The 23,602-nt window shown below is 38.4% G+C and carries 21 protein-coding genes; 9 read left to right on the forward strand and 12 right to left on the reverse strand.

From position 1 onward, the window contains the following. Position 1: 1 nt before the first annotated feature. A complete protein-coding gene (gene recQ / locus ODZ84_RS03505; RefSeq protein WP_266175627.1) occupies positions 2-2,206 on the reverse strand; it encodes a DNA helicase RecQ in 2,205 nt (734 codons plus the stop codon). Between the two features lie 158 nt (positions 2,207-2,364). Between recQ and ODZ84_RS03510 the strand changes: the two genes are divergently transcribed. The 4 genes from ODZ84_RS03510 to ODZ84_RS03525 all read left to right on the forward strand — a co-directional run bounded on the left by ODZ84_RS03510 (position 2,365) and on the right by ODZ84_RS03525 (position 8,192). Continuing rightward, on the forward strand, positions 2,365-3,324 hold the full coding sequence (locus tag ODZ84_RS03510) for a KpsF/GutQ family sugar-phosphate isomerase (RefSeq protein WP_266175628.1): 960 nt from the start codon (positions 2,365-2,367) through the stop codon (positions 3,322-3,324). Between the two features lie 130 nt (positions 3,325-3,454). Next, positions 3,455-4,282 (forward strand): twin-arginine translocase subunit TatC, encoded by an 828-nt coding sequence (gene tatC / locus ODZ84_RS03515; protein WP_266175629.1) that lies wholly within the window; start codon positions 3,455-3,457, stop codon positions 4,280-4,282. A gap of 273 nt (positions 4,283-4,555) precedes the next feature. Next, positions 4,556-6,187 carry a M1 family metallopeptidase gene (locus ODZ84_RS03520; protein ID WP_266175630.1) on the forward strand — a complete coding sequence of 544 codons (1,632 nt, stop codon included), beginning with the start codon at positions 4,556-4,558 and terminating at the stop codon, positions 6,185-6,187. 148 nt (positions 6,188-6,335) lie between these two features. Continuing rightward, positions 6,336-8,192 carry a M61 family metallopeptidase gene (locus ODZ84_RS03525; RefSeq protein ID WP_266175631.1) on the forward strand — a complete coding sequence of 619 codons (1,857 nt, stop codon included), beginning with the start codon at positions 6,336-6,338 and terminating at the stop codon, positions 8,190-8,192. Positions 8,193-8,275: 83 nt separating this feature from the next. Here ODZ84_RS03525 and ODZ84_RS03530 read toward each other — a convergent pair whose 3' ends face one another. The 3 genes from ODZ84_RS03530 to pepE all read right to left on the reverse strand — a co-directional run bounded on the left by ODZ84_RS03530 (position 8,276) and on the right by pepE (position 11,663). After that, on the reverse strand, positions 8,276-9,433 hold the full coding sequence (locus ODZ84_RS03530) for a sensor histidine kinase (protein ID WP_266177318.1): 1,158 nt from the start codon (positions 9,431-9,433) through the stop codon (positions 8,276-8,278). A gap of 3 nt (positions 9,434-9,436) precedes the next feature. Beyond that, positions 9,437-10,810 carry a D-alanyl-D-alanine carboxypeptidase/D-alanyl-D-alanine endopeptidase gene (dacB, locus tag ODZ84_RS03535; protein ID WP_266175632.1) on the reverse strand — a complete coding sequence of 458 codons (1,374 nt, stop codon included), beginning with the start codon at positions 10,808-10,810 and terminating at the stop codon, positions 9,437-9,439. A gap of 157 nt (positions 10,811-10,967) precedes the next feature. After that, the gene (pepE, locus tag ODZ84_RS03540) at positions 10,968-11,663 is read right to left on the reverse strand and encodes a dipeptidase PepE (protein ID WP_266175633.1); all 696 of its coding nucleotides are present in this window, start codon (positions 11,661-11,663) and stop codon (positions 10,968-10,970) included. 184 nt (positions 11,664-11,847) lie between these two features. Here pepE and ODZ84_RS03545 point away from each other — a divergent pair, with 184 nt between their 5' ends. After that, positions 11,848-12,411: a tetratricopeptide repeat protein gene (locus ODZ84_RS03545; protein WP_266175634.1), complete on the forward strand. Its 564-nt coding sequence runs from the start codon at positions 11,848-11,850 to the stop codon at positions 12,409-12,411. A 183-nt stretch (positions 12,412-12,594) separates the two neighbouring features. Further along, complete coding sequence (gene fsa, locus ODZ84_RS03550) at positions 12,595-13,248, forward strand: fructose-6-phosphate aldolase (protein WP_266175635.1); 654 nt, start codon at positions 12,595-12,597, stop codon at positions 13,246-13,248. Positions 13,249-13,325: 77 nt separating this feature from the next. Here fsa and ODZ84_RS03555 read toward each other — a convergent pair whose 3' ends face one another. The 4 genes from ODZ84_RS03555 to ODZ84_RS03570 form a co-directional block, all read right to left on the reverse strand. Further along, positions 13,326-13,892 carry a sugar O-acetyltransferase gene (locus tag ODZ84_RS03555; protein WP_266175636.1) on the reverse strand — a complete coding sequence of 189 codons (567 nt, stop codon included), beginning with the start codon at positions 13,890-13,892 and terminating at the stop codon, positions 13,326-13,328. A gap of 83 nt (positions 13,893-13,975) precedes the next feature. After that, complete coding sequence (locus tag ODZ84_RS03560; protein ID WP_266175637.1) at positions 13,976-14,881, reverse strand: GLPGLI family protein; 906 nt, start codon at positions 14,879-14,881, stop codon at positions 13,976-13,978. A 61-nt stretch (positions 14,882-14,942) separates the two neighbouring features. Continuing rightward, positions 14,943-16,817 (reverse strand): M56 family metallopeptidase, encoded by a 1,875-nt coding sequence (locus tag ODZ84_RS03565; RefSeq protein ID WP_266175638.1) that lies wholly within the window; start codon positions 16,815-16,817, stop codon positions 14,943-14,945. A 2-nt stretch (positions 16,818-16,819) separates the two neighbouring features. Next, complete coding sequence (locus tag ODZ84_RS03570) at positions 16,820-17,185, reverse strand: BlaI/MecI/CopY family transcriptional regulator (protein WP_266175639.1); 366 nt, start codon at positions 17,183-17,185, stop codon at positions 16,820-16,822. Between the two features lie 489 nt (positions 17,186-17,674). On the opposite strand from ODZ84_RS03570, the gene ODZ84_RS03575 reads away from it, so the two are divergent. Further along, positions 17,675-17,905: a hypothetical protein gene (locus ODZ84_RS03575; protein ID WP_266175640.1), complete on the forward strand. Its 231-nt coding sequence runs from the start codon at positions 17,675-17,677 to the stop codon at positions 17,903-17,905. Positions 17,906-18,035: 130 nt separating this feature from the next. Here the strand turns inward: ODZ84_RS03575 and ODZ84_RS03580 are convergent, their stop codons facing one another. From ODZ84_RS03580 to ODZ84_RS03595, 4 genes are all read right to left on the reverse strand, one after another. Then, entirely contained in the window at positions 18,036-18,452 is a 417-nt protein-coding gene (locus ODZ84_RS03580; RefSeq protein WP_266175641.1) for a hypothetical protein, read from the reverse strand. Between the two features lie 119 nt (positions 18,453-18,571). Next, positions 18,572-18,886: a hypothetical protein gene (locus ODZ84_RS03585; protein ID WP_266175642.1), complete on the reverse strand. Its 315-nt coding sequence runs from the start codon at positions 18,884-18,886 to the stop codon at positions 18,572-18,574. A 90-nt stretch (positions 18,887-18,976) separates the two neighbouring features. Then, the gene (locus ODZ84_RS03590) at positions 18,977-20,671 is read right to left on the reverse strand and encodes an FAD/NAD(P)-binding protein (protein WP_266175643.1); all 1,695 of its coding nucleotides are present in this window, start codon (positions 20,669-20,671) and stop codon (positions 18,977-18,979) included. 72 nt (positions 20,672-20,743) lie between these two features. After that, the gene (locus ODZ84_RS03595) at positions 20,744-21,193 is read right to left on the reverse strand and encodes a ferritin-like domain-containing protein (RefSeq protein ID WP_266175644.1); all 450 of its coding nucleotides are present in this window, start codon (positions 21,191-21,193) and stop codon (positions 20,744-20,746) included. A gap of 341 nt (positions 21,194-21,534) precedes the next feature. Here ODZ84_RS03595 and ODZ84_RS03600 point away from each other — a divergent pair, with 341 nt between their 5' ends. Next, complete coding sequence (locus ODZ84_RS03600; RefSeq protein WP_266175645.1) at positions 21,535-22,803, forward strand: NAD(P)/FAD-dependent oxidoreductase; 1,269 nt, start codon at positions 21,535-21,537, stop codon at positions 22,801-22,803. Positions 22,804-22,947: 144 nt separating this feature from the next. Then, positions 22,948-23,538 (forward strand): YciE/YciF ferroxidase family protein, encoded by a 591-nt coding sequence (locus ODZ84_RS03605; RefSeq protein WP_266175646.1) that lies wholly within the window; start codon positions 22,948-22,950, stop codon positions 23,536-23,538. Positions 23,539-23,602 lie beyond the last annotated feature (64 nt).

The following is a 23,602-nucleotide window of genomic DNA, read 5'->3' on the forward strand; positions in this document are numbered from 1 at the left end:
ATTAATTAGCTACGTCACTGATAAATTTTATTCTCAGCATTCTTACTTCTTCATCAGAAAGTTCATCCCCGAATTCGTCAAGCAGAACTTTCATGCTGTCACTTTCAGATTCATTCATGAATTCCATGAAGCCGTCTACAATGTCTTCATCAAAATTATCTTCGATATAATAATCGATATTCAGCTTGGTACCCTGGTACACGATACGCTCCATTTCTTTCAGAAGGTCGTCCATGGAAAGGTTTTTCGCTCTTGCAATGTCTTCAAGATCAATTTTTTTATCGGTGCTCTGGATGATAAAAACTTTGTGGCTGGACTTATTGGCCACCTGTTTCAGTACCATATCCTGAGTCCGTTCAATATTGTTATCCTCTACATATGTATTAATAAAATCAGCGAATTCTTTACCGTATTTTTTAGCCTTTCCTTCTCCTACCCCATAAATTTTGGCTATTTCTTCCACCGTTATGGGATACTGTACCGTCATGTCTTCAAGACTCGGATCCATAAATACCGTGTAAGGAGGAATTCCGTATTTCTTGGCTACCTTTTTTCTTAATTCTTTTAATAAGTTAAATAAATTCTGATCCAGTCCACCTGCTGACTGCATCTGGATCTGGTCACTCTCAGCTTTTGTCTGGGAGAGATCAAACTCGCGGTCTTCTGCAATCATAAAAGAATGTTCCAGTTTTCCGTTTAAAACCAGCCTTCCCCTTTCTGCAATTTTCAGAACACCATAGGTTTCTATATCTTTCTGCAGAAAGTTCTGTACCGTGGCCTGTCTGATGATCGTTTTCCAATAGTTATCTGCCTGCTCTTTTCCAAACCCGAAATAAGAACTCTGTTCTAATTTGTACGATTTGGTGACCGCTGTTTCCTTTCCTGCAATAACAGAGATCAGGTCTTTAGATTTAAATTTCTCTGCATTATCGTCTATCAGCTGCAGAACTTTTTTCAGATCATCCGTCGCATCTTTGAGTTTTGGCGGATGGGATGCATTGTCACACATCTTCGCTCCATCTCCGTTTTCGGGATCGAAATTCTCCCCGAAATAATACAGAATATACTGTCTTCTGCTCATTGAAGTTTCAGCATAACCTACTACCTCATTTAAAAGCTGCAATCCGATTTCTCTCTCGGAAACCGGCTTTTGAGCCAGAAATTTTTCTAACTTTTCGATATCTTTTGGATCATAGAATGCCAGACAGTATCCTTCCCCACCATCACGGCCTGCCCGTCCTGTTTCCTGATAATAGCTTTCCAGAGATTTCGGAAAGTCATAATGGATGACGAAACGTACGTCCGGTTTATCAATTCCCATTCCGAAAGCAATGGTTGCTACGATCACATCCACTTCTTCCATCAGAAATTTATCCTGGTTAGCGACTCTGACCTTCTGATCTAAACCGGCATGATAAGGCAGTGCATTAATACCGTTAACCTGGAGGAGCTGAGCAAATTCCTCAACCTTTCTCCTGCTTAAACAGTAGATAATTCCCGATTTCCCTTTATACTGATTAATAAACCGTACAATTTCCTTGTCGATATTTACTTTCGGACGTACCTCGTAATAAAGATTAGGCCTGTTGAAGCTTTCTTTAAAAACCAGGGCATCGGTCATTCCCAATGTTTTCTGAATATCATCCTGAACTTTAGGCGTTGCCGTAGCCGTTAATGCAATTACAGGAACATCTGCAATTTTATCGATAATGGATTTCAGATTCCGGTATTCCGGTCTGAAATCATGGCCCCATTCTGAAATACAGTGGGCCTCATCAATGGCAACAAAAGATATCTTCACCTCTTTTAAAAATTCCAGATAATCTTCCTTTATCAAAGATTCAGGCGCTACATACAGCAGTTTTGTCTTGCCCCTTTTAATATCGTCGAAGACCTGCTTGGTCTGCGTTTTGTTTAATGATGAATTTAAAACGTGTGCTACTCCGTCATCAGATGAAAGACCGTTTACTGCATCTACCTGATTCTTCATTAACGCTATCAGTGGTGAAACGACGATGGCCGTACCTTCGGAAATAAGTGCCGGAAGCTGATAGCATAAGGATTTACCACCTCCGGTAGGCATTAAGACAAATATATCCTTTCCCTCTAACAGGTTTTCTATAATTTCTTCTTGCTGTCCTTTAAAAGTAGAAAACCCGAAATATTTTTTCAATTCGCCTGATAAATTGGCTTTTTTTGCGCTCATCTAATTTTCTATTGCTAAATTTGCATCTCACCCAAAGTTATAACTTTTTTGCTTAAAATAAAAGCGAACGAATTTATTAAAAATAAAATTTATATTAAATATTGTTTTTAAAATATAACATTTTTTAAGAGATTTTTTGTATACCCTATAAAATTAAAATGGAAAAAGCCAAGATCATTTCAATAGCAAAAAGCACTTTAGAAATAGAAATTTCGGAACTTGAAAAATTAAAAAACAGAATTGACGAAGATTTTGTAAAAGCCGTTGAAATCATACACCATGCACAAGGAAAATTAATCATTGTAGGCATCGGAAAATCTGCCCATGTGGCCAATAAAATCGTGGCCACCCTGAACTCTACCGGTACTCCGTCCCAGTTTTTACATGCATCGGAAGCCATCCACGGAGATCTGGGTGTCATCCAGAAACAGGATGTGGTTTTATGTATCTCCAATTCCGGAAACTCTCCTGAGATTGTAAACCTCGTGTCTTATCTGAAAGAATATTCTTCTGCGCTTATTGGAATGACCGGAAATAAAAACAGCAAACTGGCAGAATTTTCTGAAGTTATTTTAGATACTCATGTAGATATGGAAGCCTGTCCGAATAAGCTGGCTCCTACCAGTTCAACGACCTTACAGATGGCTTTGGGAGACGCTTTAGCCGTTTCTTTAATGGAAATGAATGATTTCCAAGCCAATGATTTTGCAAAATTTCATCCCGGGGGAAGTTTAGGAAAGAACCTGATCTCGAAAGTTGATGATTTTCTGTCTTCGCAAAAACCTCAGGTCACGGAAGATGCTCCCGTGAGAGATGTTATCATTTCGATCAGTGCCTCGAGACACGGGATCACAGTGGTAACCAATGGTGATGAGATCATTGGGGTGATCACAGACGGAGATCTGAGAAGAATGCTGATGAAAGGGGATGATGTAACCAAGGTCCTTGCAAAAGACATTATGTCTTCCCATCCTAAGACAGTGGAAAGAAATACATTGGCAAAGGAAGCCATGAAGATTTTAAAAGATAATAATATCGGTCAGCTCATCGTTACCGAAAACGGAAAATATTTCGGGATTATCGATCTGCATAAGTTACTGGATGAAGGAATTAATTAGAATTCAGAGATAAAGAGCCAGCAAAGCAGGATCATCAGGAGCTATGCCATACAATAAAATTAACTTCTGGATTCTATCCTCTAACTTCTTTAAATATTTCATAAATTTGAAGCCTTAAAAATATTATTCTGTGAGTGAAGGTAAAGACATGTCCTTTCTTGGACATATTGGAGAATTAAGAGGTCACCTCATCCGCTCGATTCTTGCTATTGTTGTGGCGGCATTTATTGTCGGATTTAATATCAACTGGATTATGGATCATATTTTCTTTGGTCCCACGAGAAATGATTTTCCTACTTTTGAGCTTGTCAATCACTTTTCCAGAATGCTTTTAGGAGAAAACAGCATTCATCTTCCCAAAGATTTTCCGGTACGTGCCAGCAAGCTTTATCAGCAGTTTAATGTCATGATGGCGGTTTCTATTTTCGGAGGTATGGTGGCTGCTTTTCCTTATATTGTCTGGGAGCTCTGGCGGTTTATCAGCCCTGCCCTGCATCCGAAAGAAAGAAAAAACTCGATATTTATCATTAATGCGGTCTGGATATTATTCATGACCGGAGTTTTGTGCGGATATTACTTAATTCTGCCTTTTGCTGTTAATTTCGGAGTTATTTTTAAGATATCAGATATTATTGTTCCTCTTTATGACTTGAGTGATTATACAACTCTGTTTTTACAGGTTGTTTTAGGGATGGGGGCCATTTTTCTTTTCCCTGTTCTTATTTATTTCCTGACAGGCATTGGAATTTTAACGCCGATGTTTATGAGAACTTACCGCAGACATGCGATCGTTCTTATTATGGTCGTAGCCGCAATCATAACTCCAGCCGATGTACTGAGCATGATGATGGCAGCCTTTCCGCTTTTATTATTATATGAATTCAGCATCTTGATGTGTGCATACACGTATAAAAGGGTGCAGAAAGCCGCAGGAAATCTTCCCGCCGTCAAGCAGTAAATTTAAAAATTAAAGAATACTCTATATTCCCGCAGATTTTTTTGCGGGATTTTTTTGTCGAGAGTAATCGAAAAGATTAAAAAGCCTCTGTCAATGGGGTCACTTTAAACGCTCATTACAGGAAGGCATGGATCAGTTTAAATAAATAACTTTCGGTTTTGTGGTATAGCGAAAGATCCCGGCTTTGTTTTAATCCTATAGGTATTATATTTTAGTGTTTTGCCTGATTACAATCATAAATTTTCTATTTTTGAAAAGAATAATTAATTTCAAATGAAAAAGCTGTCATATACCCTTTTATTTGCATCGGGACTGGTTTTCGGACAATTCTTCGAAAAAGATAAATCATTCACCCGGCAGGACACTTTAAAAGGTTCCAACACCGCATTCCGTAATTTTTGGGATGTAAAAAAATATGATCTGTCTGTAGAGCCTGATTTTGATCGTAAGAGCATTAAAGGAAATAACAAAATCAGTTTCGAAATCGTAAAAGACGTTACTGATCCGACTTTTCAGATTGATCTTCAACAGCCGATGAAAGCCGATCAGGTGAAGGCCAATTTCCCTGTCACCGAATTCAGGCAGGAAGGTGATTTTATTTGGATAAAAACTAAAAAAAGTTTTAAAAAAGGAGAAAAATACACCCTTGATGTCACCTATTCCGGAAATCCTCTCATCGCAAAAAATGCTCCCTGGGATGGCGGCTGGGTTTTCACCAAAGATGAGAACGGAAATCCGTGGATGAGTGTTGCTGATGAAGGAATCGGAGCTTCTGTATGGCTTCCGACAAAAGATATCTGGAGTGATGAGCCTGATGATGGTATGGTTATGAAAATTATTACTCCAAAAGATCTGGTGGGAGTCGGAAACGGAAGATTAACCGGAAAAAAAACGGATGGAAACAAAACAATTTATACCTGGGAAGTTAAAAACCCTATCAATGCCTACTCTATCATCCCGAATATCGGAAAATACGTGAATTTCAAAGATACTTTTCAGGGAGAGAAAGGCCGATTGGATTTGGATTACTGGGTGCTGGATTATAATTTGGAGAAAGCAAAAAAACAGTTCCAACAGGTAAAACCGATGCTTTCGGCATTTGAATACTGGTTTGGTCCTTATCCTTTTTATGAAGATTCTTATAAACTTGTAGATTCACCATATTTGGGAATGGAGCATCAGAGTAATGTAGCTTATGGAAACGGCTACCAGAACGGATATCGGGGAACCGATTTTTCCGGAACCGGGATTGGTCTGAACTGGGATTATATTATTATTCATGAAAGCGGCCATGAGTGGTTTGCCAACAATATTACAGCGAAAGATCAGGCAGATATGTGGATTCATGAGAGCTTTACCATGTATTCCGAAGTGCTATTCACCGAAAAGTATATGGATAAAAAGTCCGCAGAAACTTATGCCATCGGGCTTAGAAATAAAATTGAAAATGATGTGCCTGTCATCGGGAAGTACGGAGTTAGAAACGAAGGCAGTGGCGATATGTATCCTAAAGGAGCCAGTATGCTCCATACAATCCGGCAGGTGATTAATAATGATGAAAAATTCAGACAGATTCTGAGAGGTCTGAGCAAAGACTTTTATCATCAGACGGTTACGACCGAACAGATAGAAAATTATATTAACAAAAAATCCGGGATTGATTTTTCAGGTGTCTTTAATCAGTATTTAAGGACTGTAAAAATTCCGACGCTGGAATATTCTCAAAAAGGGGAAACGCTGAAATTCAGATATACGCATATAGTTAAAGATCTGAAGCTCCCTATCCGGATTAATGGTGAACAGATCATTAATCCGACTGAACAGTGGCAGACGGTAAAGCTTAAAAAGGGAACGCCGGTGACATTCAACAGGAATTATTATATCAATTATAAAAAAGTACAGTAATTGAAGAAAAAAGGCAGATTTGTGGCTCCATGAAGCTGCCTTTTTTAGTTCACTGCATTAATCTTTCACAATTTTAAGAAAAATTTAATACGATGGTTCGTAACAAAATCATCTTTACAACAACTATTTAAGTATAATTCAAAAATCAATGAAAAAAATAGCACTTAGCGTAGGAATTCTGGCTGCTTTTGCATCAAACGCCCAATCGATCAGGACGACGATTGACCTGGTGAACGTAAAAGATGATAAAGTAGCCGTTACCATGGAATTTCCAAAGATGAAATCCGGTGATGTAAAATTCCATTTTCCAAAAACGGTTCCCGGAACCTATTCAGAAGACGATTACGGAAGGTTCGTCGAAGGGATTAAGTTTTATGATAATAAAGGAAAAGAGCTAACCTATACCAAAGTTAACGACAATACGTACGTTTTAAAAAATGCACAGAACTTAACGAAAGTGACTTACTTGGTTAATGACAGTTTTGATGAAGAAATGGACACTTCCAAACATAAAGCTGTATTTTCTCCGTCGGGAACAGATATCGAACAGGGAAAAGTCTATCTGGTCAACACGCATGGATTTGTCGGATATATTGATCAGATGCAGGATGTACCTTATCAGTTGGTGATCCGGAAACCTGCTGACTTCTACGGAACGACAGCACTGGTCGATCAGGATAAATCCGATGCTACTGACACGTATACCCTGGCTAATTATGCAAAAGTGACCGATTCTCCGTTAATGTACACCAAACCTGACTACATCACTTTCAATGCAGGAGGAATGGATCTGGTACTGGGCGTGTATTCACCATCCGGAAAATATAAAGCTGCCGATTTTAAAGATAATTTAGAAAAAATGGTGATGGCCCAGAAGAAGTTCTTAGGGGATATGAACACCAATAAGAAATACGCGATCATGCTTTATCTTGCAGGTACGGACGGACCTCAGATCAAAGGTTTCGGAGCATTGGAGCATCATGAATCCACCAGCGTTGTGCTTCCTGAAATGATGCCGAAAGATGCCATTGACAAAACTTTGACAGACGTTGTTTCCCACGAATTTTTTCATACGGTAAATCCTCTGAAAACCCATTCCGAAGAAATTCACTATTTCGATTATGCAGATCCGAAAATGTCTCAGCACTTGTGGATGTATGAAGGAGGAACAGAATATTTTGCCAATCTGTTCCAGATTCAGGAGGGATTAATCGACAAGGATGAGTTTTTACAAAGAATCAACGAAAAAATAACCAATTCAAAGAACTACGATGACACCATGCCATTCACGGTCATGAGCAAAAACATCCTGAAAGAACCTTATAAAGACCAGTACCGTAATGTCTATGAAAAGGGAACCCTCTTAACCATGTGTCTTGATATTGAGCTTAGAAAGCTGTCCAATGGTGAAATGGGGTATCGTGATATGATCAGAAAACTGTCCCAGAGATTCGGGGAAAATAAACCTTTTAAAGATGATAAGCTGATCGATGAACTGGTAACGGTTACGGGATATCCGCAAATTAAGGATTTTTACACTAAATATATTGCAGGGAATCAGCCGACTCCGTATGCAGACTATCTTAATCAGGTGGGAGTAGAAATCAAAAAGCAGGAAACACCTCCTATTTTCTGGTTTGTCAAAGATCCTAACCAGACCGGATACAATGAAAAGAACAACACCTTTGTCTTTGACGAAAGCTCAGCACTGTCTCCATTTTCTAAAAGTATCGGATTCAAGATTACAGATGAGGTGGCAGCACTGGATGGTAAGACCATTGATATCAAAAACGTACAGGCTTTTATAGAATATGCAAAAACCATCAAGGATGGTCAGAATGTGACCGTTACCGTCTTAAGAAAAAACGGCGCCAAAACTGAGAAAATCGATCTCAAGGGAAAAGCGGTGTTAGATAAACTGACGGTAGAAACACTGCAGTACAAATCCAGTCCTACTCCGGCAGAACTGAAATTACAGACTCAGTGGCTGACTGGCAAAAAATAACATCATAACAAGAAGATAATCTGCGGGGAAATTTCCCCGCTTTTTTATTTGGAGAATAATATAATCTCACATGAAAACTTTTTTTATGCTTTCCTGATCGTTATCCGGAAAGTCGTCCCCTTTCCTACTTCGGTCTGCGCAATTTTAATATCACCGTTATGATATTCCTTGATGACTCTCTTGGCGAGTGACAATCCAAGTCCCCAGCCTCTCTTTTTAGTCGAATAACCCGGTTTAAAGGCGTTTACTGCCTGTTGTTTTGTCATTCCGCTTCCGGTATCCTGCACTTCGATTACAATATTTTTATTTCTTTCCAGAACAGACATCGAGATCGCCCCTTCTCCCTTCATAGCATCCACCGCATTTTTAACCAGATTTTCTATCACCCAGCTCATCAGTATTTTATTGTGCGGAACCAGAATTTTATCATTGGGTAGATGGAGTCCGAAATTTATTTTCCTGGATATTCTGGTCTTTAAGTAATCATAATTTTCCCGGATCGTATTATTAAAGTCGGTATCATTGAGCTCAGGTACAGAACCGATCTTAGAGAACCTCTCCGATATGGTACGCAGTCTCTCTATATCTTTTTCCATTTCATGTACACCTTCAGAATCAGGCGTATCCAGCTTCATGATTTCCATCCATCCGATCATCGAAGACAGCGGAGTGCCGATCTGGTGTGCTGTTTCTTTTGCCAGACCTGCCCAAAGGTAGCCCTCATCTGTTTTTTTGATCGTCCGTAAGAACCAGAAGGAAAAAAGAAAATAGCAGAGGATAAAAAAGCCCAGTATAAAAGGGGAATACTGAAGGTTATTCAGCAAGGGAGAATTGTCATAAAAAACAATCTGTTTATTTCCTTTTACCAGTTCAATTTCAATTGGAGCGTAACTCTTAGCCATTTTGTTGGCCAGGGCTCTTATTGCTTCCGGATGATCTCCGACATCCTGGGGAATATTTTTATGCTCGATAATCTGGTTGTTCTGATCTAAAATGATCAGCGGAATGGTCGTATTGGAACTGTAGATCTGCAGAAGCAGGGCCTGCACTTCCAGATTGGGACTTTGTACTTCCTGTTGAAATTTCAGGGCACTGACCAGAATATCCACCCTTTTGATCTCTTCCTTACGTAAAAAATTGATCAGAATGGTAGAGGCAATAACAATCGTTAACACCACAATCGTCATTAAAGTAAAAATAATCCAGTTATTCAGCCTGGCAAAGATGGATTTCCTCAAAATAATTTATTTTAAAACATTCAGGATTTTCTGCAATTCGGTACTTCCGCTTCCCTGATAGTTATTGATAATAATCGAAAATACGTATTTCTGTCCGTTTTTAGCCGTATGATATCCTGCAAATGATTTGGTGTCTCTCATGGTTCCGCTTTTCATTTTCATCCCGTTATCCTGCGTAGGGAAACCGTCATAATAGGCTTCGAACCATGATTGCTTCCGAGCATAAAGTAATGCCTGGACTTCTGCTTTTGCGGCAACATAATTCTGTGGCGAAAGCCCGCTGCCGTCTGCAAAATTGATCATATTTGCATTAATTCCCTTTCCTTTCCAGAATTCTTTCAGGAAAGCAACTCCGCTTTTAAATCCGGGATTGCCTTTCTTTTCTTTTCCTAAGGTTTTAATGAGTGTCTCACCATATAAATTGATGCTTTTTCTTAAAAACCAGTATACAATTTTATCCAGTGTGGGCGACTGATAGGTAAGAATCGTATGATCTCCCGAAAGTATGACGGGCCGTTTTCCTTCGATCTCCAGCTGAGAGCTGGTGACTACCCTTCCTGAAAACTCAATTCCCGATTCTTTAAGCCACTGTTTTACTTCCATTCCCAGTTGCAAAGGCGGATTTGGAGCAGCTCCCGACACGGTAACTGTTTTACCGGCAGGTAAAGTCCCGTTGATTAATGCCACCTGCGAATGAGGAGCTGTAAAAATAAGGCTTTGGTCAGAGCTGCCGCCTGTTTTCAGGTCATTCAGCCATTGTACTCCCTCCAGTGGATAAGAAAAGCTTTTAAAATCTGTTCCGTTAATATGGATATCAAACTGGTTTTCCCGCCAGTTGATTCCCCAGACCCCGGCACCATAATAGTTCCCGAGATCATCCCAAGGCCAGCCACCCGGAATGGTCTGATGGTCAAAATATGAATCATCAACGACCAGATCTCCGGAGATTGTTTTGATTCCGGATTTTTTTACAGCTTCCAGTAATTTTTTCTTAAAATCTTCCGGTTTGTATGAATCATATCTCCAGCTTCCTAAGGTAGGATCACCATTTGAACTGATCATAAGATTTCCGTTCAGCTGACCTCCCGAGATCGTTCCGGAATATCCTGAAATTGTTTGATAGGTGTAATCTTTACCCAGCGTTTCCAAAGCTGCGGCAGCAGTGAATATCTTTTGGGTAGAAGCCGTAGAGAGCCCTTTATTTCCCTGATAATCGTAGATCGGGTTTCCATTTTCATCGGCTACATAAAAAGAAACACTGGAAGACAATGCTCCGGAAGAATTGATCAGATTCTTTGTCGCTTCATCAAGCTTCTGGGTAATATTCTGGGCAAAAAATATTTGGGTGGACAGGGTAAGGACAGCAACTGTTTTTTTCATTGAATTTGTTTGCGTAATAGTTGAGGATGTTTATGCAGGAGCATTCAGAGACAGGACGCACTTTTCAGCTTTGTCATACTGAGCCTGTCGAAGCACCGATTAAAATTAATTAAAATATAAAAAGTCAGCTAATAGATCCGTACAGAACTTTTCATATCTACTCGATGACACTGCCTGCTTCGATCTCGTAAGGCGCTTTATCTTTCTCAAAAATCCGGGTCAGTTCTTTGCCTTCAACGGTTATTTGATCACCTTTTCTTCTGATCCAGTTTCCTTCGCGAAGTCCTACCACTTTCAGATCGTTCTGGGTCAAAAATTCTCTGATCCGGGTTTCACGGGTTTCCCCATTATGTTTCAGATCAGGATTGGGATCGAGATAATGTGGATTTAAATTAAAAGGCACCAGTCCCATACAGTCGAAACTCGGAGGGTAAACAATCGGCATATCATTTGTCGTTTTCATATTTTGCCCGCCAATATTGCTTCCCGCACTGCATCCGAGGTATGGTTTTCCGCTTTCAACGTTCTTCTTCAGAACAGACATCAGCCCTTCCTCGTGTAAAGTTTTTACCAGTAAAAAGGTATTCCCACCCCCCGTAAAAAAACCTTGGGCATTATTCAGAGCTTCTGCTTTATCTTCAAATTCATGAAGACCTGTCACTTTGATGTTGATGGTTTCAAAGAACGTCCGGGCCTTTGCGGTATATTCGTCATGAGATATTCCACCGGGTCTTGCAAACGGAACGAAAAGTATTTCATCTATGCCTTTGTACAATCTGATCAATTCTTCTCTCAGGTATTCCAGATATTCTCCCCCGAAAAGAGTGGATGTTGAGGCTAATATAATATTCATATAAAATATATTGATTAGAATAGTTGAGTAACAAAGATAAGTGAAACCTGCACGAATCAAAAATTAAGATAAAATAAATTCTGTATCCGTTAATATTTTCTAAAAAACCTTAAAGGTTCTAAAATCTGAGTCATTATGGAATTATTATTGAATTTTAAACTACCGAATTGAAAAATATAAGAATATGAAAATGACTAAAATGCATACGAGAAACCTTTTTTTAGGTTTGATACTAGTAGGAACCGCGGGTTTTGCCAATGCGCAAACCACCAAAACGGACACGACAACCAATACAGCTACAACGGCAGCAACAGTTCAGACAACCGGTAACTCTACGATCGAAGGTCTTAAGAAACAAATCGAAGCTAATCCCAAAGATACAGAATCATTAGCTAAACTGGCAGGTGCCTATCAGGAATCTGCAGACTGGACCAATGCCGTAGAAACATGGAAAAAGATATCGGTACTTCTACCAGACTGGGCTCCGTCATATTACAGCCAGGCGTATGCCTATCAGTCGGCTAAAGATGATGCCAATGCAAAATTAGCCTATGAAAAGTATATTGCCACTGTGAAACCTGAAGAGATCGAGCAAAATAAGAAAAACCTGGCGTATGCCTATTTCTATTTAGCTTTCTCGGAACAGACTACTGATCCGGCTAAAGCTAAACAGCATATCGCCAAATCAGTAGAATATGATCCTACCAACCAGGACGCTGTAAAACTTAATAAAACTTTAAATTCATAAAACAGAGATCCGGAAATTTCCGGATCTTTTTTAGCTATATACCGAAAGTAGCACATCAATCTTAATACCTTCTAACTCATAACTCATAACTCATAACTCATAACTCATAACTCATAACTAAAATTAAAAAATTTCCCACTCAGAAAGGAATGATTATCTTTGTAAAAATAAATCTGTAAACAAATGAAATTTTTTATTGACACGGCTAATTTAGAGCAAATCAAGGAGGCGAAAGATCTGGGAATTCTGGATGGGGTAACAACGAATCCTTCATTAATGGCAAAAGAAGGAATCCAGGGCGCTGAGGCAATCAGAAACCACTATAAGGCCATTTGCGAAATCGTAGACGGTGATATTTCTGCTGAAGTACTTTCAACAACTTACGAAGAAATGATCAAAGAAGGGGATGAACTGGCAGCCATTCACCCGAATATTGTAGTTAAGATTCCCATGATCAAAGACGGAATCAAAGCTTTAAAATATTTTTCCGACAAGGGAATAAAAACAAACTGTACCTTAATTTTCTCTCCGGGACAGGCACTCCTGGCAGCTAAAGCGGGGGCAACCTATGTTTCTCCTTTCCTGGGAAGACTTGATGATATTTCAACTGACGGATTAAACCTGATCCAGGAAATCAGATTGATTTTTGATAATTATATGTATGAAACTGAAATTTTAGCAGCTTCGATCCGTCATTCAATGCATATTATCGACTGTGCAAAAATCGGCGCTGATGTGATCACCTCTCCGCTTCCTCCGATCTTGAGTCTGTTAAAACATCCTCTTACCGACAGCGGTTTGGCGCAGTTCGTTGCAGATTCTCAGAAACTTGCCTAAATTTTAATGATAAATTATAAATTCCCCTGAAACTTTGTTTCGGGGGAATTTATATTCAGCAGATCCGCTTACCTGTATCAGTTCTCTTCTGTTATATTTTTTACAACCCTGCATGGATTACCCACAGCCACTACATTGTCAGGAATATTTTTTGTTACAACACTTCCTGCACCTATGACGGAGTTATTCCCTATTGAAATTCCCGGAAGGATCACGACATTTCCGCCCAGCCATACATTATCACCCACAGTAATGGGATGTGCATATTCAAGTCCTTCATTTCTTCGTTGTGCGTCTAAAGGATGTCCGGCTGTATAGAAACTGCAATTGGGACCGATAAAAACATTATTCCCGAATTTCACCGGCGCACAGTCCAGAATCACCAGATTATGATTGGCATAAAAGTTTTCTCCGACTTCTATATTATAGCCGTAATCACACCAGAAGGAAGGCTCTATACAAATATTATCTTTTGTTTTACCAACGATCCTCTTAATAAGTTCTTCTCTTTTCTGAGTGTCAGAATTTTTCAAACCATTATATTCCAGACATAGATCTTTGCATACAATTCTTTCATTAATAAGTTCCTGATCGTAATTTGCATCGTACAAGAGCCCGGCGGCACATTTTTCTTTTTCTGTCATAAGTAGATAATTTATTCTTAAATATATAAAAAAGAAAACAGGATGACCATGACGTTCATCCTGCATTATATTAAAATTTATGATTATTTTACCAGATCCGGTTCTATCGGATTATTATTTTTAGCTAAAGATTCTTTCGTTTTTTTCTCCATCTCTCTGAACATCTGACTAGGATCTGAAATTTCCTTTCCGTCTGAAGTTTTTACCTTAAAGGACATTTTTGTGTTATCGCCCCCGCTGTTTCTCATCATCATTTCTCTCATATTTTTTGACGGATCATTCACATAGGCTTTCCAGACTTTTCGGTACTGATCTTTGCTTATTTCCAGTTCTTTTCCGCCAATTCCCACAATTTTTAAATTTCCCGTTATTCCGGATTCCGTCTCCACTACCGGACTATCTATTTTCCTGTTTCCGACCAAAGTCATGATGTGACTTCCCGTTGTATCTTCAAGCTTTACGATGAGCCCCGGAAGTCCGTAAAATTTATAGGGACCGTCCTGAAAGGGAATCGCTGTACTGAACCAGGCGATCCATTCTCTTCCCCCGTAAGTGGTAGTTGCCTTCTGAGTATCGTATTCCCCGATTTTCTGCTTTTCCGCAAGGATTTTCCATTCCGGTTTCTGATCCTCTTTTACTTTATACAGGTCCATAGAAACCCTTGTAAAAAGGAAGGTTTTAAACTCGGGATATTCTTTAGTCACTTTATAAGATACCTGCCCTGCCCTTTCGTTTCTGGTAACATTAAGGCTTCCTGAACCGCTTTTAATTTGCCTGCGGATATCTGCCATGGATGTGGAGTCTGCTATAAACCGGTCTCTGCTGTAGTAAATGGATCCTTTTTCGTCGATATCCAGATACATCATTTCTTTTTTTACATCTTCTTTATGATTGGAGTCGGGAATAAATCTATAGTCGTAATAAAACCGGTTGACCTGTGCATCAGCAAACATGCTCAGGAAGATTAAAAGAAATAGAATATTTTTCATGGTTTTAATTTAAAATGGCTTTGTCCGTGTAATCTTTTATACAGACAAAGCCGGTTGGAACTTATTTTTTGGTCTGAATCTGAATTTTACCTGTTACTGCACCTCCGTTTGTCGAATTTTTATTTACGGTAACAGAAGATATCTGGTCCGGTTTCAAAGCATCCATTTCCTGTTTGGTAGATTCTTTACCGTCAATAAAAATCTTCATATCATCACCGTTCATATTGTTTATACTCGAAAGGATAATGGCTTTTTTATCACTGTTCATCGTATAATTATAATTGGTGTTGATTTTTTTAAACTGATCATCAGGAAAATTTTTGAATGTATTGTTCCCGTACATATACACCCTGCCGCGATCCCCTTCCAGAACTCTTCTTTCAGCTTCCAGCTTCGCCCTCTGCCCGTCCAGTTTTGCTCTTTTCTGATCTAATTTTGCTCTCTTCCGGTCGAGTTCGGCTCTTTTCTTTATGCTGGCAGCAGATCCTTTTGCCTGTTCGGCTGATCTGTAAACCATATCGGCTTCAGGAGTCCACTTCATATCCTTCATGTCCTTAAATTTATATACTTTCAGCCTCGATGCGTCGGGTGCTTTGGGAGCATCCGGATAGCCTGGCGGCGGCGGTGGAGCATCCGGGAAATCAATATTTATTTCAGGAATATCCGGCATATAGATGTTCATTTCTTCCAATCCTTTTACTTTATCTTTCCATTCTTTAGATTTGAAATAATCATTGATATTCACATTTTTGCCATCCATCCGAATGACCATTGCAGATTTAAGAAAATCCTGAGAACTGGCAATTTTCCCTATTTCACCGGATAACTTCCCTATTTCTTCAAGACTTTTACTGTACTCCTTACTTTCAGGACTGAAATTTTTGAGAGCTTTACTCTGCTCTTGGATTTTTCTGTTGAGATCAGCAATCTTTTTGTCATCATCCGCTCTTTTATATTTCGGAGTTACCACAGCATCCTGTTTTGACGGCTCCGGAGTGATGGTATCCTGTTTTATTTTGTTTTTCCCGTGAATCTGAAAAACAGCTTTCTCAATCTCCGTATTCGTTTCTTTAATTTCCGTATTCTTAGCATTTACCAGATAGGCAAAGGCTACTGAAAATAATACCGGTAACGCAAAAATTCTACGCGCATATCCGAATTGGGTTTTAGGCTTTTGTAACATTTTAAGTCTTTTTTTAAGGTTTGAACTTAGAAACGGACTGGTCGCAGGCAACTGTGTTCCGGAAAAGTGGCTTGCTAAAAGCATCTGCGCAAATGCTTTTGTGTCCGATTGTTTTACGGCTTTTTTATCAGCCAGATATTCGTGAATTAAATTAATTTCTTTTTTAATGATATGAAAAAAAGGATTGAACCAGAAAACAGAGGTAATGATCTCGATCATGATCTTATCCAATGAATGTCGCTGCTCAATGTGTACCATTTCATGCTTTAAAATCTGCGCCCCTACTTCCGAATCCAGCATAATGGAATTCTTCCAGAAAAGGTTTTTAAAGTAAGAGAATGGCGCTTCCGATAAGTTGGTACGGTAAAAGTTAATACCGTTAAAACTTTCTTTTTGAAACTGCCTCTTAAGCTTATGAATCTTAAAGACCCCAAAAATGAATTTTCCTACAAAATAGAGAGAAACCAATCCCAAAGCTGAAAAAATACTCTGAAAATAAATGTAATCATTGTTATCTTTTTTATGGATGTTAAAATTCTGTACATGGTCTATCAGTTTATACCAGTCACCACTTACCTCGATGGTGAAGTCTTCTACCTTTATCAAAGGAAGCAGCAGCGATATCAACAGAGCAGATAGCAAATAAAATCTGTTATAATGATGAAATGTCCTGTCTTTTAAAGACAACTGATAGTACAGAAACATTACACCGGAACATAGTATTACTTTTCCGAAATACAGAATTGCTTCCATGACTAGTCTTTCTTTTTGAGTTCGTCTAACAGCATTTCAAGATCCTCTACAGTCATTTCATTTTTTTCCACCAGAAATGAAACGGCACTTTTATAAGAGCCCTTAAAATAGTTTTTTACAAGGCTCTTCATCGTTTTTCCCGAATATTGTTCCTTAGAAATAAGGGGGAAATATTCGTGCTGTCTTCCATATACATTATAATCTACAAATTCTTTATCCTTCAATACTTTTAATATCGTAGATACTGTATTGGTATGCGGCTTAGGTTCAGGATAAAGATCCAGGACATCTTTCAGAAATCCTTTTTTGAGTTTCCATAAATACTGCATTACCTGCTCCTCTGCTTTCGTTAAGGTCTGAATTTTCATATCCCGTTTATTTTTATCTTTATTGATGACAACAATCGACGTAAAATTGATATCACTAATTAATTAGTTATACAAATGTAGAAATAAAAATCACTAAAACAACTATTTTTTTAGTGATAAAAATTGTAATTTTATAAGCCTCTGTTATCCAGTTGATTAGTATTTATTAAAATTTGTTAAATTTTAATATTATGCAGTATGAAATATTTTCAGAAGATTAAAACAATCGAAAAACTACTGTAAATTCGTATTAGGAGACTGCTAACTTCTATTGTATAAATGGATTACGGAAATCTGCTGCATTAGTATAAGATTAATCAAGTTTACTCCTCCGGTTTTAATCGTAAGCTTCATTTGAGGCATATCTGCAGAGAGTCGTAGATATTTAATATATCTTTTAAAACTAAGTATATATTGGCATAGTTTCTTCATGTTCCATATCTAGAATAATTGTTACGGTAAAGGAAATTTAAATCAATAATATATACTATGAAATACGACGAAGCTGTAAAGCATAAGAAAGAATCTGTTCAGAATGCGGATGAAATTGTACTGCAAAATTACCACATCATTATTACGCCATCCAATACGGATGACAGTACAAAATACATAGAAGACTTTTTAAAAGATCCGGAGGCCTTTAGCGATGAAAGCTGTCAGAAATATACTGCTGATGATGACTATGAAGTAGTAAGTTTCAAAAAAGACGAAACGAAATAGCTTGAAAATCTCTTTTAGTCCTATTGATTACCAATAAAAATAGAACCCTAAGTTGGGTTCTATTTTATTTAGCAATAACAAAGATTTACATAAATTGTGTATTATACCGGATATAAAAGTAATGATTTACTCATCCGGTAATTCCTAAACCGTTATTCTTTCCGTGAAGAGAATGTAATCCGTGAAAATTACGGGCTGTGTAATAAAGGTCTTTAAAATAGGGATCTGTCTCCACTTCAAACCGCTCGATTATTTCCTTCGCTTCATACCCGGGATAGATCAATTTCAGTACACTATTCTCTTTCTGACAATGACAGTATATTTTATCATTTTCCGCATGCTTTTCAAGGGCAACCGTCCGTACATCTACATTTTCATCACTGCTGCATCTCTCGAAAGTATCACTATCCAATGTAACCCATGGCTCACCATGGTAAAAGAAGTGATCAATAAATTCCGGATGGTTAACCGATATTTTACCTTCAGGAGTTGATGAACGATATCCTTTGCATTGTGTACAGAATGCTACTTTAATTTTCAACGACATAATATATGATTTATAGTGTATCTACTCTATATCAGAAGTTATGCCATAAACCTTTTAAAGAACAGTAAATTTAAAAAAAATCTGTTTGTAGCAGCCTTCTACAGGAGTTTCGTAAAGATTTACTGATGTCGGGCGCCCTTCTGATGATAATTGACCTCTTTGATCTGCGAATCATAGTTATTGATGACATTTCCTGAGTCCTCACTTAGAGTTTTAAGGTTATTTTCAGGCTGAGTTTCCGGGACATTAAAATGGAACTTCTTACCGTTTTTATACAGATCCCCTTCAAACGTGCGGTAAATCTGATCTTTGCGGTAGCTTATCCCATCTGGTGCCGTAAATAATTCTTCCTTATTTTTTTTAGCCTTTCTGAAGGCAAGTACAATGGCAGACCCCGTAAGTACTGCTAATGCTATTTTAACTTTGTTGTTCATAATGGTGATTTTTATTGTAATAAACAAATCCTCTGCCAATCGGTGTTCTTTACACTATTAAACAGCTGAATAATTTGTGATCCGAAGATTTTATATCGCTTTTGCGACTCTCCTGCCTGCCGTATCGCAAAAATCGAGACCTGAATAATCAGGATTCAGTCCTGCGATCAATGGGACGGACATGATAAACAGGTTTTCGGTAGCTTTCCCGTAATGATCCAATGCCTGAAAATTATCATTGATATTAAGGCCGTCCACTCTCAGATAGTAGTTTTCCGGACTGAGGTTCAGAATGTCTGTACTGTTTTTCCTATATTCCGAGTAGCCGGTCCTGTTATCGTTGAATCTGAGGTACCCGGAGCTTATATAACCGCCGTCGCGAAGCCCCTGAAAAGGGAAATCATTAAACTGAACAGGCTGCTGCCCGATCGCATCTATATATAGTTTATAATGTTCGGACTTCTCATTTCCTTCTTTATCTTTGTAGTGAAAAATTCCTCCTTCATCATCATGTGGTTCTATATGGCACTCATCACCTACGCTTACGAGCTGTATTATTCCTGCATTATACAGTGCAATAATCTCTTTATATGAATCCTGTGGAAGAGACGCAATAATAACGGAAATAAGAGGATGCAGTGTTTTTTTCAGCCTCAGCATATCTTCTGCCGAGAAGTGCTTGGCAGGATAATTAATGGCGTAGCTGAATGCTGATAAAACTTCTTTCCAGGCTATACTTTCATGTCTGCTGATGGATTTTCGGGCCTCATTATATTCAGCTTTAAAAAGCTCAAAACTATCGAGTTCCTCCCTGATACTGAGCATTTTTTCCACAAACTGTTCAATCGTAAGATCTTTGATCTTATGGTAGAAATTTTCGTTTCTTTGTCTGAGGGGTTGTTTAAAATGGCGATCATATACATATTCCAAATCTACAAATCCCTGGTGGCGCTCTTTATATTCGTATATCTCATCCGGCGACATGATCCAGCCTTCTGAATAGGAGCTTCCCTCGGAATGAAACCGCAATGCAGGCAGATAACTGTTCCTGGAAAAAAGAGTAAGCGAAAAATTTTTACTATTTTCATCAATTTTGAATTCAAGTTCATCGTTTTTCGATACAAATTCCCCATTAAGACGGGCCAATGTTTTCACCGCATCGACGGCAGTTAGTGAGGTTCCGCGTATGGCTACGGGAAAATCTGTCTGTCCGGTGAATTTTGACGGCGGATACGGAGAATCATACCATCCCTTCACTATTTCTTCGTGCCTTTTGGGCCAATGGTGTCCTGTACAGATAATCACTTTACCCACGACTGTATTTTCTCTGTCGGTAATAATTGAAAACTCCTCTTGATCTGCTTTTTTAATAATATTCAGAACTTTTGTTTCAGTACAGACTATGACCTTAATGCCTGCCCGTATGGCTTTGTTTATATAATTCCTGAATTGCTCCTCCAGATAATCGCCCAGCAACAGTCTTGGAATAACCTGATATTCATTGAATTTACGCGAGATCATAAATCCCGGATAATCATGAATGTGCTTCCGTTGAAGATAATCCGAAAAACTTTCATAGAGGTCAGGAAGCTCGTTAGCGGAAACATTGGCTACATGTTCCTTATTGGATCCGCATGTACTGTAAGGCATTCCCGCTCCCAGCCTGCTGTTTTTTTCAAATATGAAAATTTTCTGGGGATATTTATTTTCGGATAATACATGTTTGAACACAAATAATGCTGCCGGGCCACCACCTATCAGAGCAATACTGTCATTTTTTTTCATATGTTTCTCTAATTTCACAAAATGCAAAAGAGAGAGTTAAAAACTCTCTCTTTACAATAAATTACTTTTATCTTATTTGATGTCTTCTAAACTTTTGAAGGTGTTATAAGAAGCTTTCAGATGATGTAGATGATCGGATACTACTCTTGTGCTTTCCGGGCACAGATTTCCGCTGTCCAGTGCATCCTGGTAAGCGTCGATTGCAGCTTTTTCTCCAAAAACCACATTTTCAAGGGTAGATTCGTCTTTATCTGAAGTGAATGTATTTTTTACATCAATCCACGTTCTGTGAAGTGCTCCTGCAGTACTTGTCGTATTATCAGGTTCACCTCCTTTTTCAGTGATCAGCTTAATAAGATCATTTTTCATTACCTGAGATTGTGAAACCATCTGATCATAATCACTTTTTAAAGCGGAATGAGTTTCCCATACCTTATCCTCTACTTTTGAAAATCCTTCAATTCTGTCATTTGTAATGTTCAGTAAATCGTTTAATACTGATACTGTGTTTTCGTTGTTCATATTAAAATATTTAATTAGTGTACATCATAATTTACAATAAGCATGCCTATTTTAAACAAATTTAAAATTTATATGATTTTTTTTAACGTTAAATAAAATTCAGAGATTCGCCATCGAACAGTAAACGCTTCCCATTTACCTGTTTCATTTTTTGACAATAGGAATCTGACTGACTGAGCCTGCATAATGGTTATTGTTAATAAAAAGGGATTGGGCTGAAAGCGGGCTGTACGTTAAATTATTCCTGAAACACCGAATGAAAGTAATAACCAGGCCTTCAATAGCAGTAATTTGGTCTTATTCTTGAAGTTGGTTTAAGGCCAATTCATTAATAAATCATTATGAAAAAACATATTATAATTGTCGGAGGAGGATTTGCCGGGATTAACCTTATCAAATCTTTAAAAAACGATAAAAGATTTCATATCACTCTGGTTGATAAAAATAACTATCATTTTTTTCCACCACTTATTTACCAGGTTGCAACTTCATTTATTCAGGCTTCGAACATCAGTTATCCCTTCAGAAGACTGTTTTCAAATTATAAAAATGTAAGCTTCCATATGGGCAGCCTTGTTGAGGTAGATACTGCCGGAAAGAGCATTAAAACAGACACGGGCGATCTGTCCTATGATTATCTGGTTCTTGCTATGGGTACCGAATCCAATTTTTTCGGAATGGAAAATGTCAAGCGATGTTCACTTCCGATGAAAAGTATAGAAGAAGCGCTCTATTTAAGAAATCATATGCTGCTCACTCTGGAGGAGTCGGCCAGAAATAAAGACATCAGACAGGCTAAGAAACTACAGAATATCGTCATCGCAGGAGGAGGGCCTACAGGAGTGGAATTAGCGGGGATGCTTGCAGAAATGGGAAATTATATCGCAAAAAAAGAATATCCTGAGATTAAACTAAATCTTTCCAACCTGTACCTGATCGATGCCCTTCCCTCTCTTCTCGGCCCTATGAGTAAGGTAGCCCAGAAAACAGCGTATGAGACCCTGGAAAAACTGGGAGTAAAAATTATCCTTAATGTTTCTGTAAAAGATTATGTGGAGGGAAAGGTCATTTTATCGGACGGAAACACCATCGAAACCGAAACACTTATCTGGACTTCGGGCGTCATTGGGCGGGAAGCACCTGGAATTCCGGCCACAAGTATCGGGAAAGGCAGACGGATTCTGGTAGATCAGCATAATAAAGTGGAAGGAACCGATAATATTTATGCATTAGGAGACCTGTGTCTCCAATTTTCAGATGAAAAATTTCCTAAGGGCCATCCTCAATTGGCACAGGTGGCTATTCAACAGTCAAAAAATCTTGGCAAAAATTTTGTGAGGATTGAAGAAGGTAAAACGCCGGAGGCATTCAGCTATAATGATAAAGGAAGTATGGCTATTATTTCGAAATTCAATGCAGTGGTAGATCTTCCCAAATTTTCTTTTAAAGGTTTTGTAGCATGGCTTACCTGGCTTTTTATTCACATCTTACCTCTTGTTACTTTCAGAAGCAAAATCAGGCTTGGTCTGGACTGGTTCAGGCTGTTTATTACCAATAACCCGTCGATACGGCTGATTCTTTATCCTAAGAGAAATACAGATCTGGAATAAAGCTATTATAAAACCTTCAGAATAAATGCCAACCGATATGAAATTGAAATATTTTGGTCGTTTTTCACCTAACTAATCAGCATTTTTTGAGAAATGGTCTTATAGTTGCAGAAGATACGTATCTGAAATCATTAAAATAGTATTATGGAAACTAAAACAAAAAAGAAAGCTCCCGTAAAAAAGGCTGCAGCAAGTAAATCATCTGCAAAAACAGCAGCTAAATCCAAAAAAACGCCTGCTAAGAAAGATGCCGCCAAAGAACTGAAGGATTTGTTTGAAGATTCGTTAAAGGACATCTACTGGGCAGAGAAAGCTTTATTAAAGGCTTTACCTACCATGATGAAAAACGCCACCAGCGAAAAACTTAAGAAAGCGATCGACAAACATATTACAGAGACAAAAGGTCAGGTAGAAAGGCTGGAAGACTGCTTTAAAGCTCTAGGAAAAAAGGCACAGGCAAAGAAATGCGATGCGATGCAGGGGCTTCTTGAAGAAGGAAAAAGTATCATTGAGGAAACAGAAGCAGGAAATGTAAGGGACGCAGGAATCATCGCCGCAGCTCAAAAGGTGGAGCATTATGAAATTGCTACTTACGGCACACTGGCTGCGTTTGCAAAGGTATTAAAAGAAGACAGATGTCTTAAAAATATATTAGCTACCCTGAATGAGGAGAAAAAATGTGATCAGCTTCTTACCAAAGTGGCAGATACTAATCTCAACAGTAAGGCATTGTAAGTACTGCTGCTTCATATAACAATAAAAGGAGATCATATTTCAGGATCTCCTTTTTTTATGCAAG

It is taken from the genome of Chryseobacterium fluminis (genome assembly GCF_026314945.1).
Classification (GTDB): Bacteria; Bacteroidota; Bacteroidia; order Flavobacteriales; family Weeksellaceae; genus Chryseobacterium; species Chryseobacterium fluminis.

Bases quoted from the DNA above. Each gene is read 5' to 3' on its own strand.
- recQ (WP_266175627.1), bottom strand. From the start codon at position 2,206: ATGAGCGCAAAAAAAGCCAATTTATCAGGCGAATTGAAAAAATATTTC.
- ODZ84_RS03510 (WP_266175628.1), top strand. From the start codon at position 2,365: ATGGAAAAAGCCAAGATCATTTCAATAGCAAAAAGCACTTTAGAAATA.
- ODZ84_RS03520 (WP_266175630.1), top strand. From the start codon at position 4,556: ATGAAAAAGCTGTCATATACCCTTTTATTTGCATCGGGACTGGTTTTC.
- ODZ84_RS03525 (WP_266175631.1), top strand. From the start codon at position 6,336: ATGAAAAAAATAGCACTTAGCGTAGGAATTCTGGCTGCTTTTGCATCA.
- dacB (WP_266175632.1), bottom strand. From the start codon at position 10,810: ATGAAAAAAACAGTTGCTGTCCTTACCCTGTCCACCCAAATATTTTTT.
- pepE (WP_266175633.1), bottom strand. From the start codon at position 11,663: ATGAATATTATATTAGCCTCAACATCCACTCTTTTCGGGGGAGAATAT.
- ODZ84_RS03545 (WP_266175634.1), top strand. From the start codon at position 11,848: ATGAAAATGACTAAAATGCATACGAGAAACCTTTTTTTAGGTTTGATA.
- fsa (WP_266175635.1), top strand. From the start codon at position 12,595: ATGAAATTTTTTATTGACACGGCTAATTTAGAGCAAATCAAGGAGGCG.
- ODZ84_RS03555 (WP_266175636.1), bottom strand. From the start codon at position 13,892: ATGACAGAAAAAGAAAAATGTGCCGCCGGGCTCTTGTACGATGCAAAT.
- ODZ84_RS03560 (WP_266175637.1), bottom strand. From the start codon at position 14,881: ATGAAAAATATTCTATTTCTTTTAATCTTCCTGAGCATGTTTGCTGAT.
- ODZ84_RS03565 (WP_266175638.1), bottom strand. From the start codon at position 16,817: ATGGAAGCAATTCTGTATTTCGGAAAAGTAATACTATGTTCCGGTGTA.
- ODZ84_RS03570 (WP_266175639.1), bottom strand. From the start codon at position 17,185: ATGAAAATTCAGACCTTAACGAAAGCAGAGGAGCAGGTAATGCAGTAT.
- ODZ84_RS03575 (WP_266175640.1), top strand. From the start codon at position 17,675: ATGAAATACGACGAAGCTGTAAAGCATAAGAAAGAATCTGTTCAGAAT.
- ODZ84_RS03580 (WP_266175641.1), bottom strand. From the start codon at position 18,452: ATGTCGTTGAAAATTAAAGTAGCATTCTGTACACAATGCAAAGGATAT.
- ODZ84_RS03585 (WP_266175642.1), bottom strand. From the start codon at position 18,886: ATGAACAACAAAGTTAAAATAGCATTAGCAGTACTTACGGGGTCTGCC.
- ODZ84_RS03590 (WP_266175643.1), bottom strand. From the start codon at position 20,671: ATGAAAAAAAATGACAGTATTGCTCTGATAGGTGGTGGCCCGGCAGCA.
- ODZ84_RS03595 (WP_266175644.1), bottom strand. From the start codon at position 21,193: ATGAACAACGAAAACACAGTATCAGTATTAAACGATTTACTGAACATT.
- ODZ84_RS03600 (WP_266175645.1), top strand. From the start codon at position 21,535: ATGAAAAAACATATTATAATTGTCGGAGGAGGATTTGCCGGGATTAAC.
- ODZ84_RS03605 (WP_266175646.1), top strand. From the start codon at position 22,948: ATGGAAACTAAAACAAAAAAGAAAGCTCCCGTAAAAAAGGCTGCAGCA.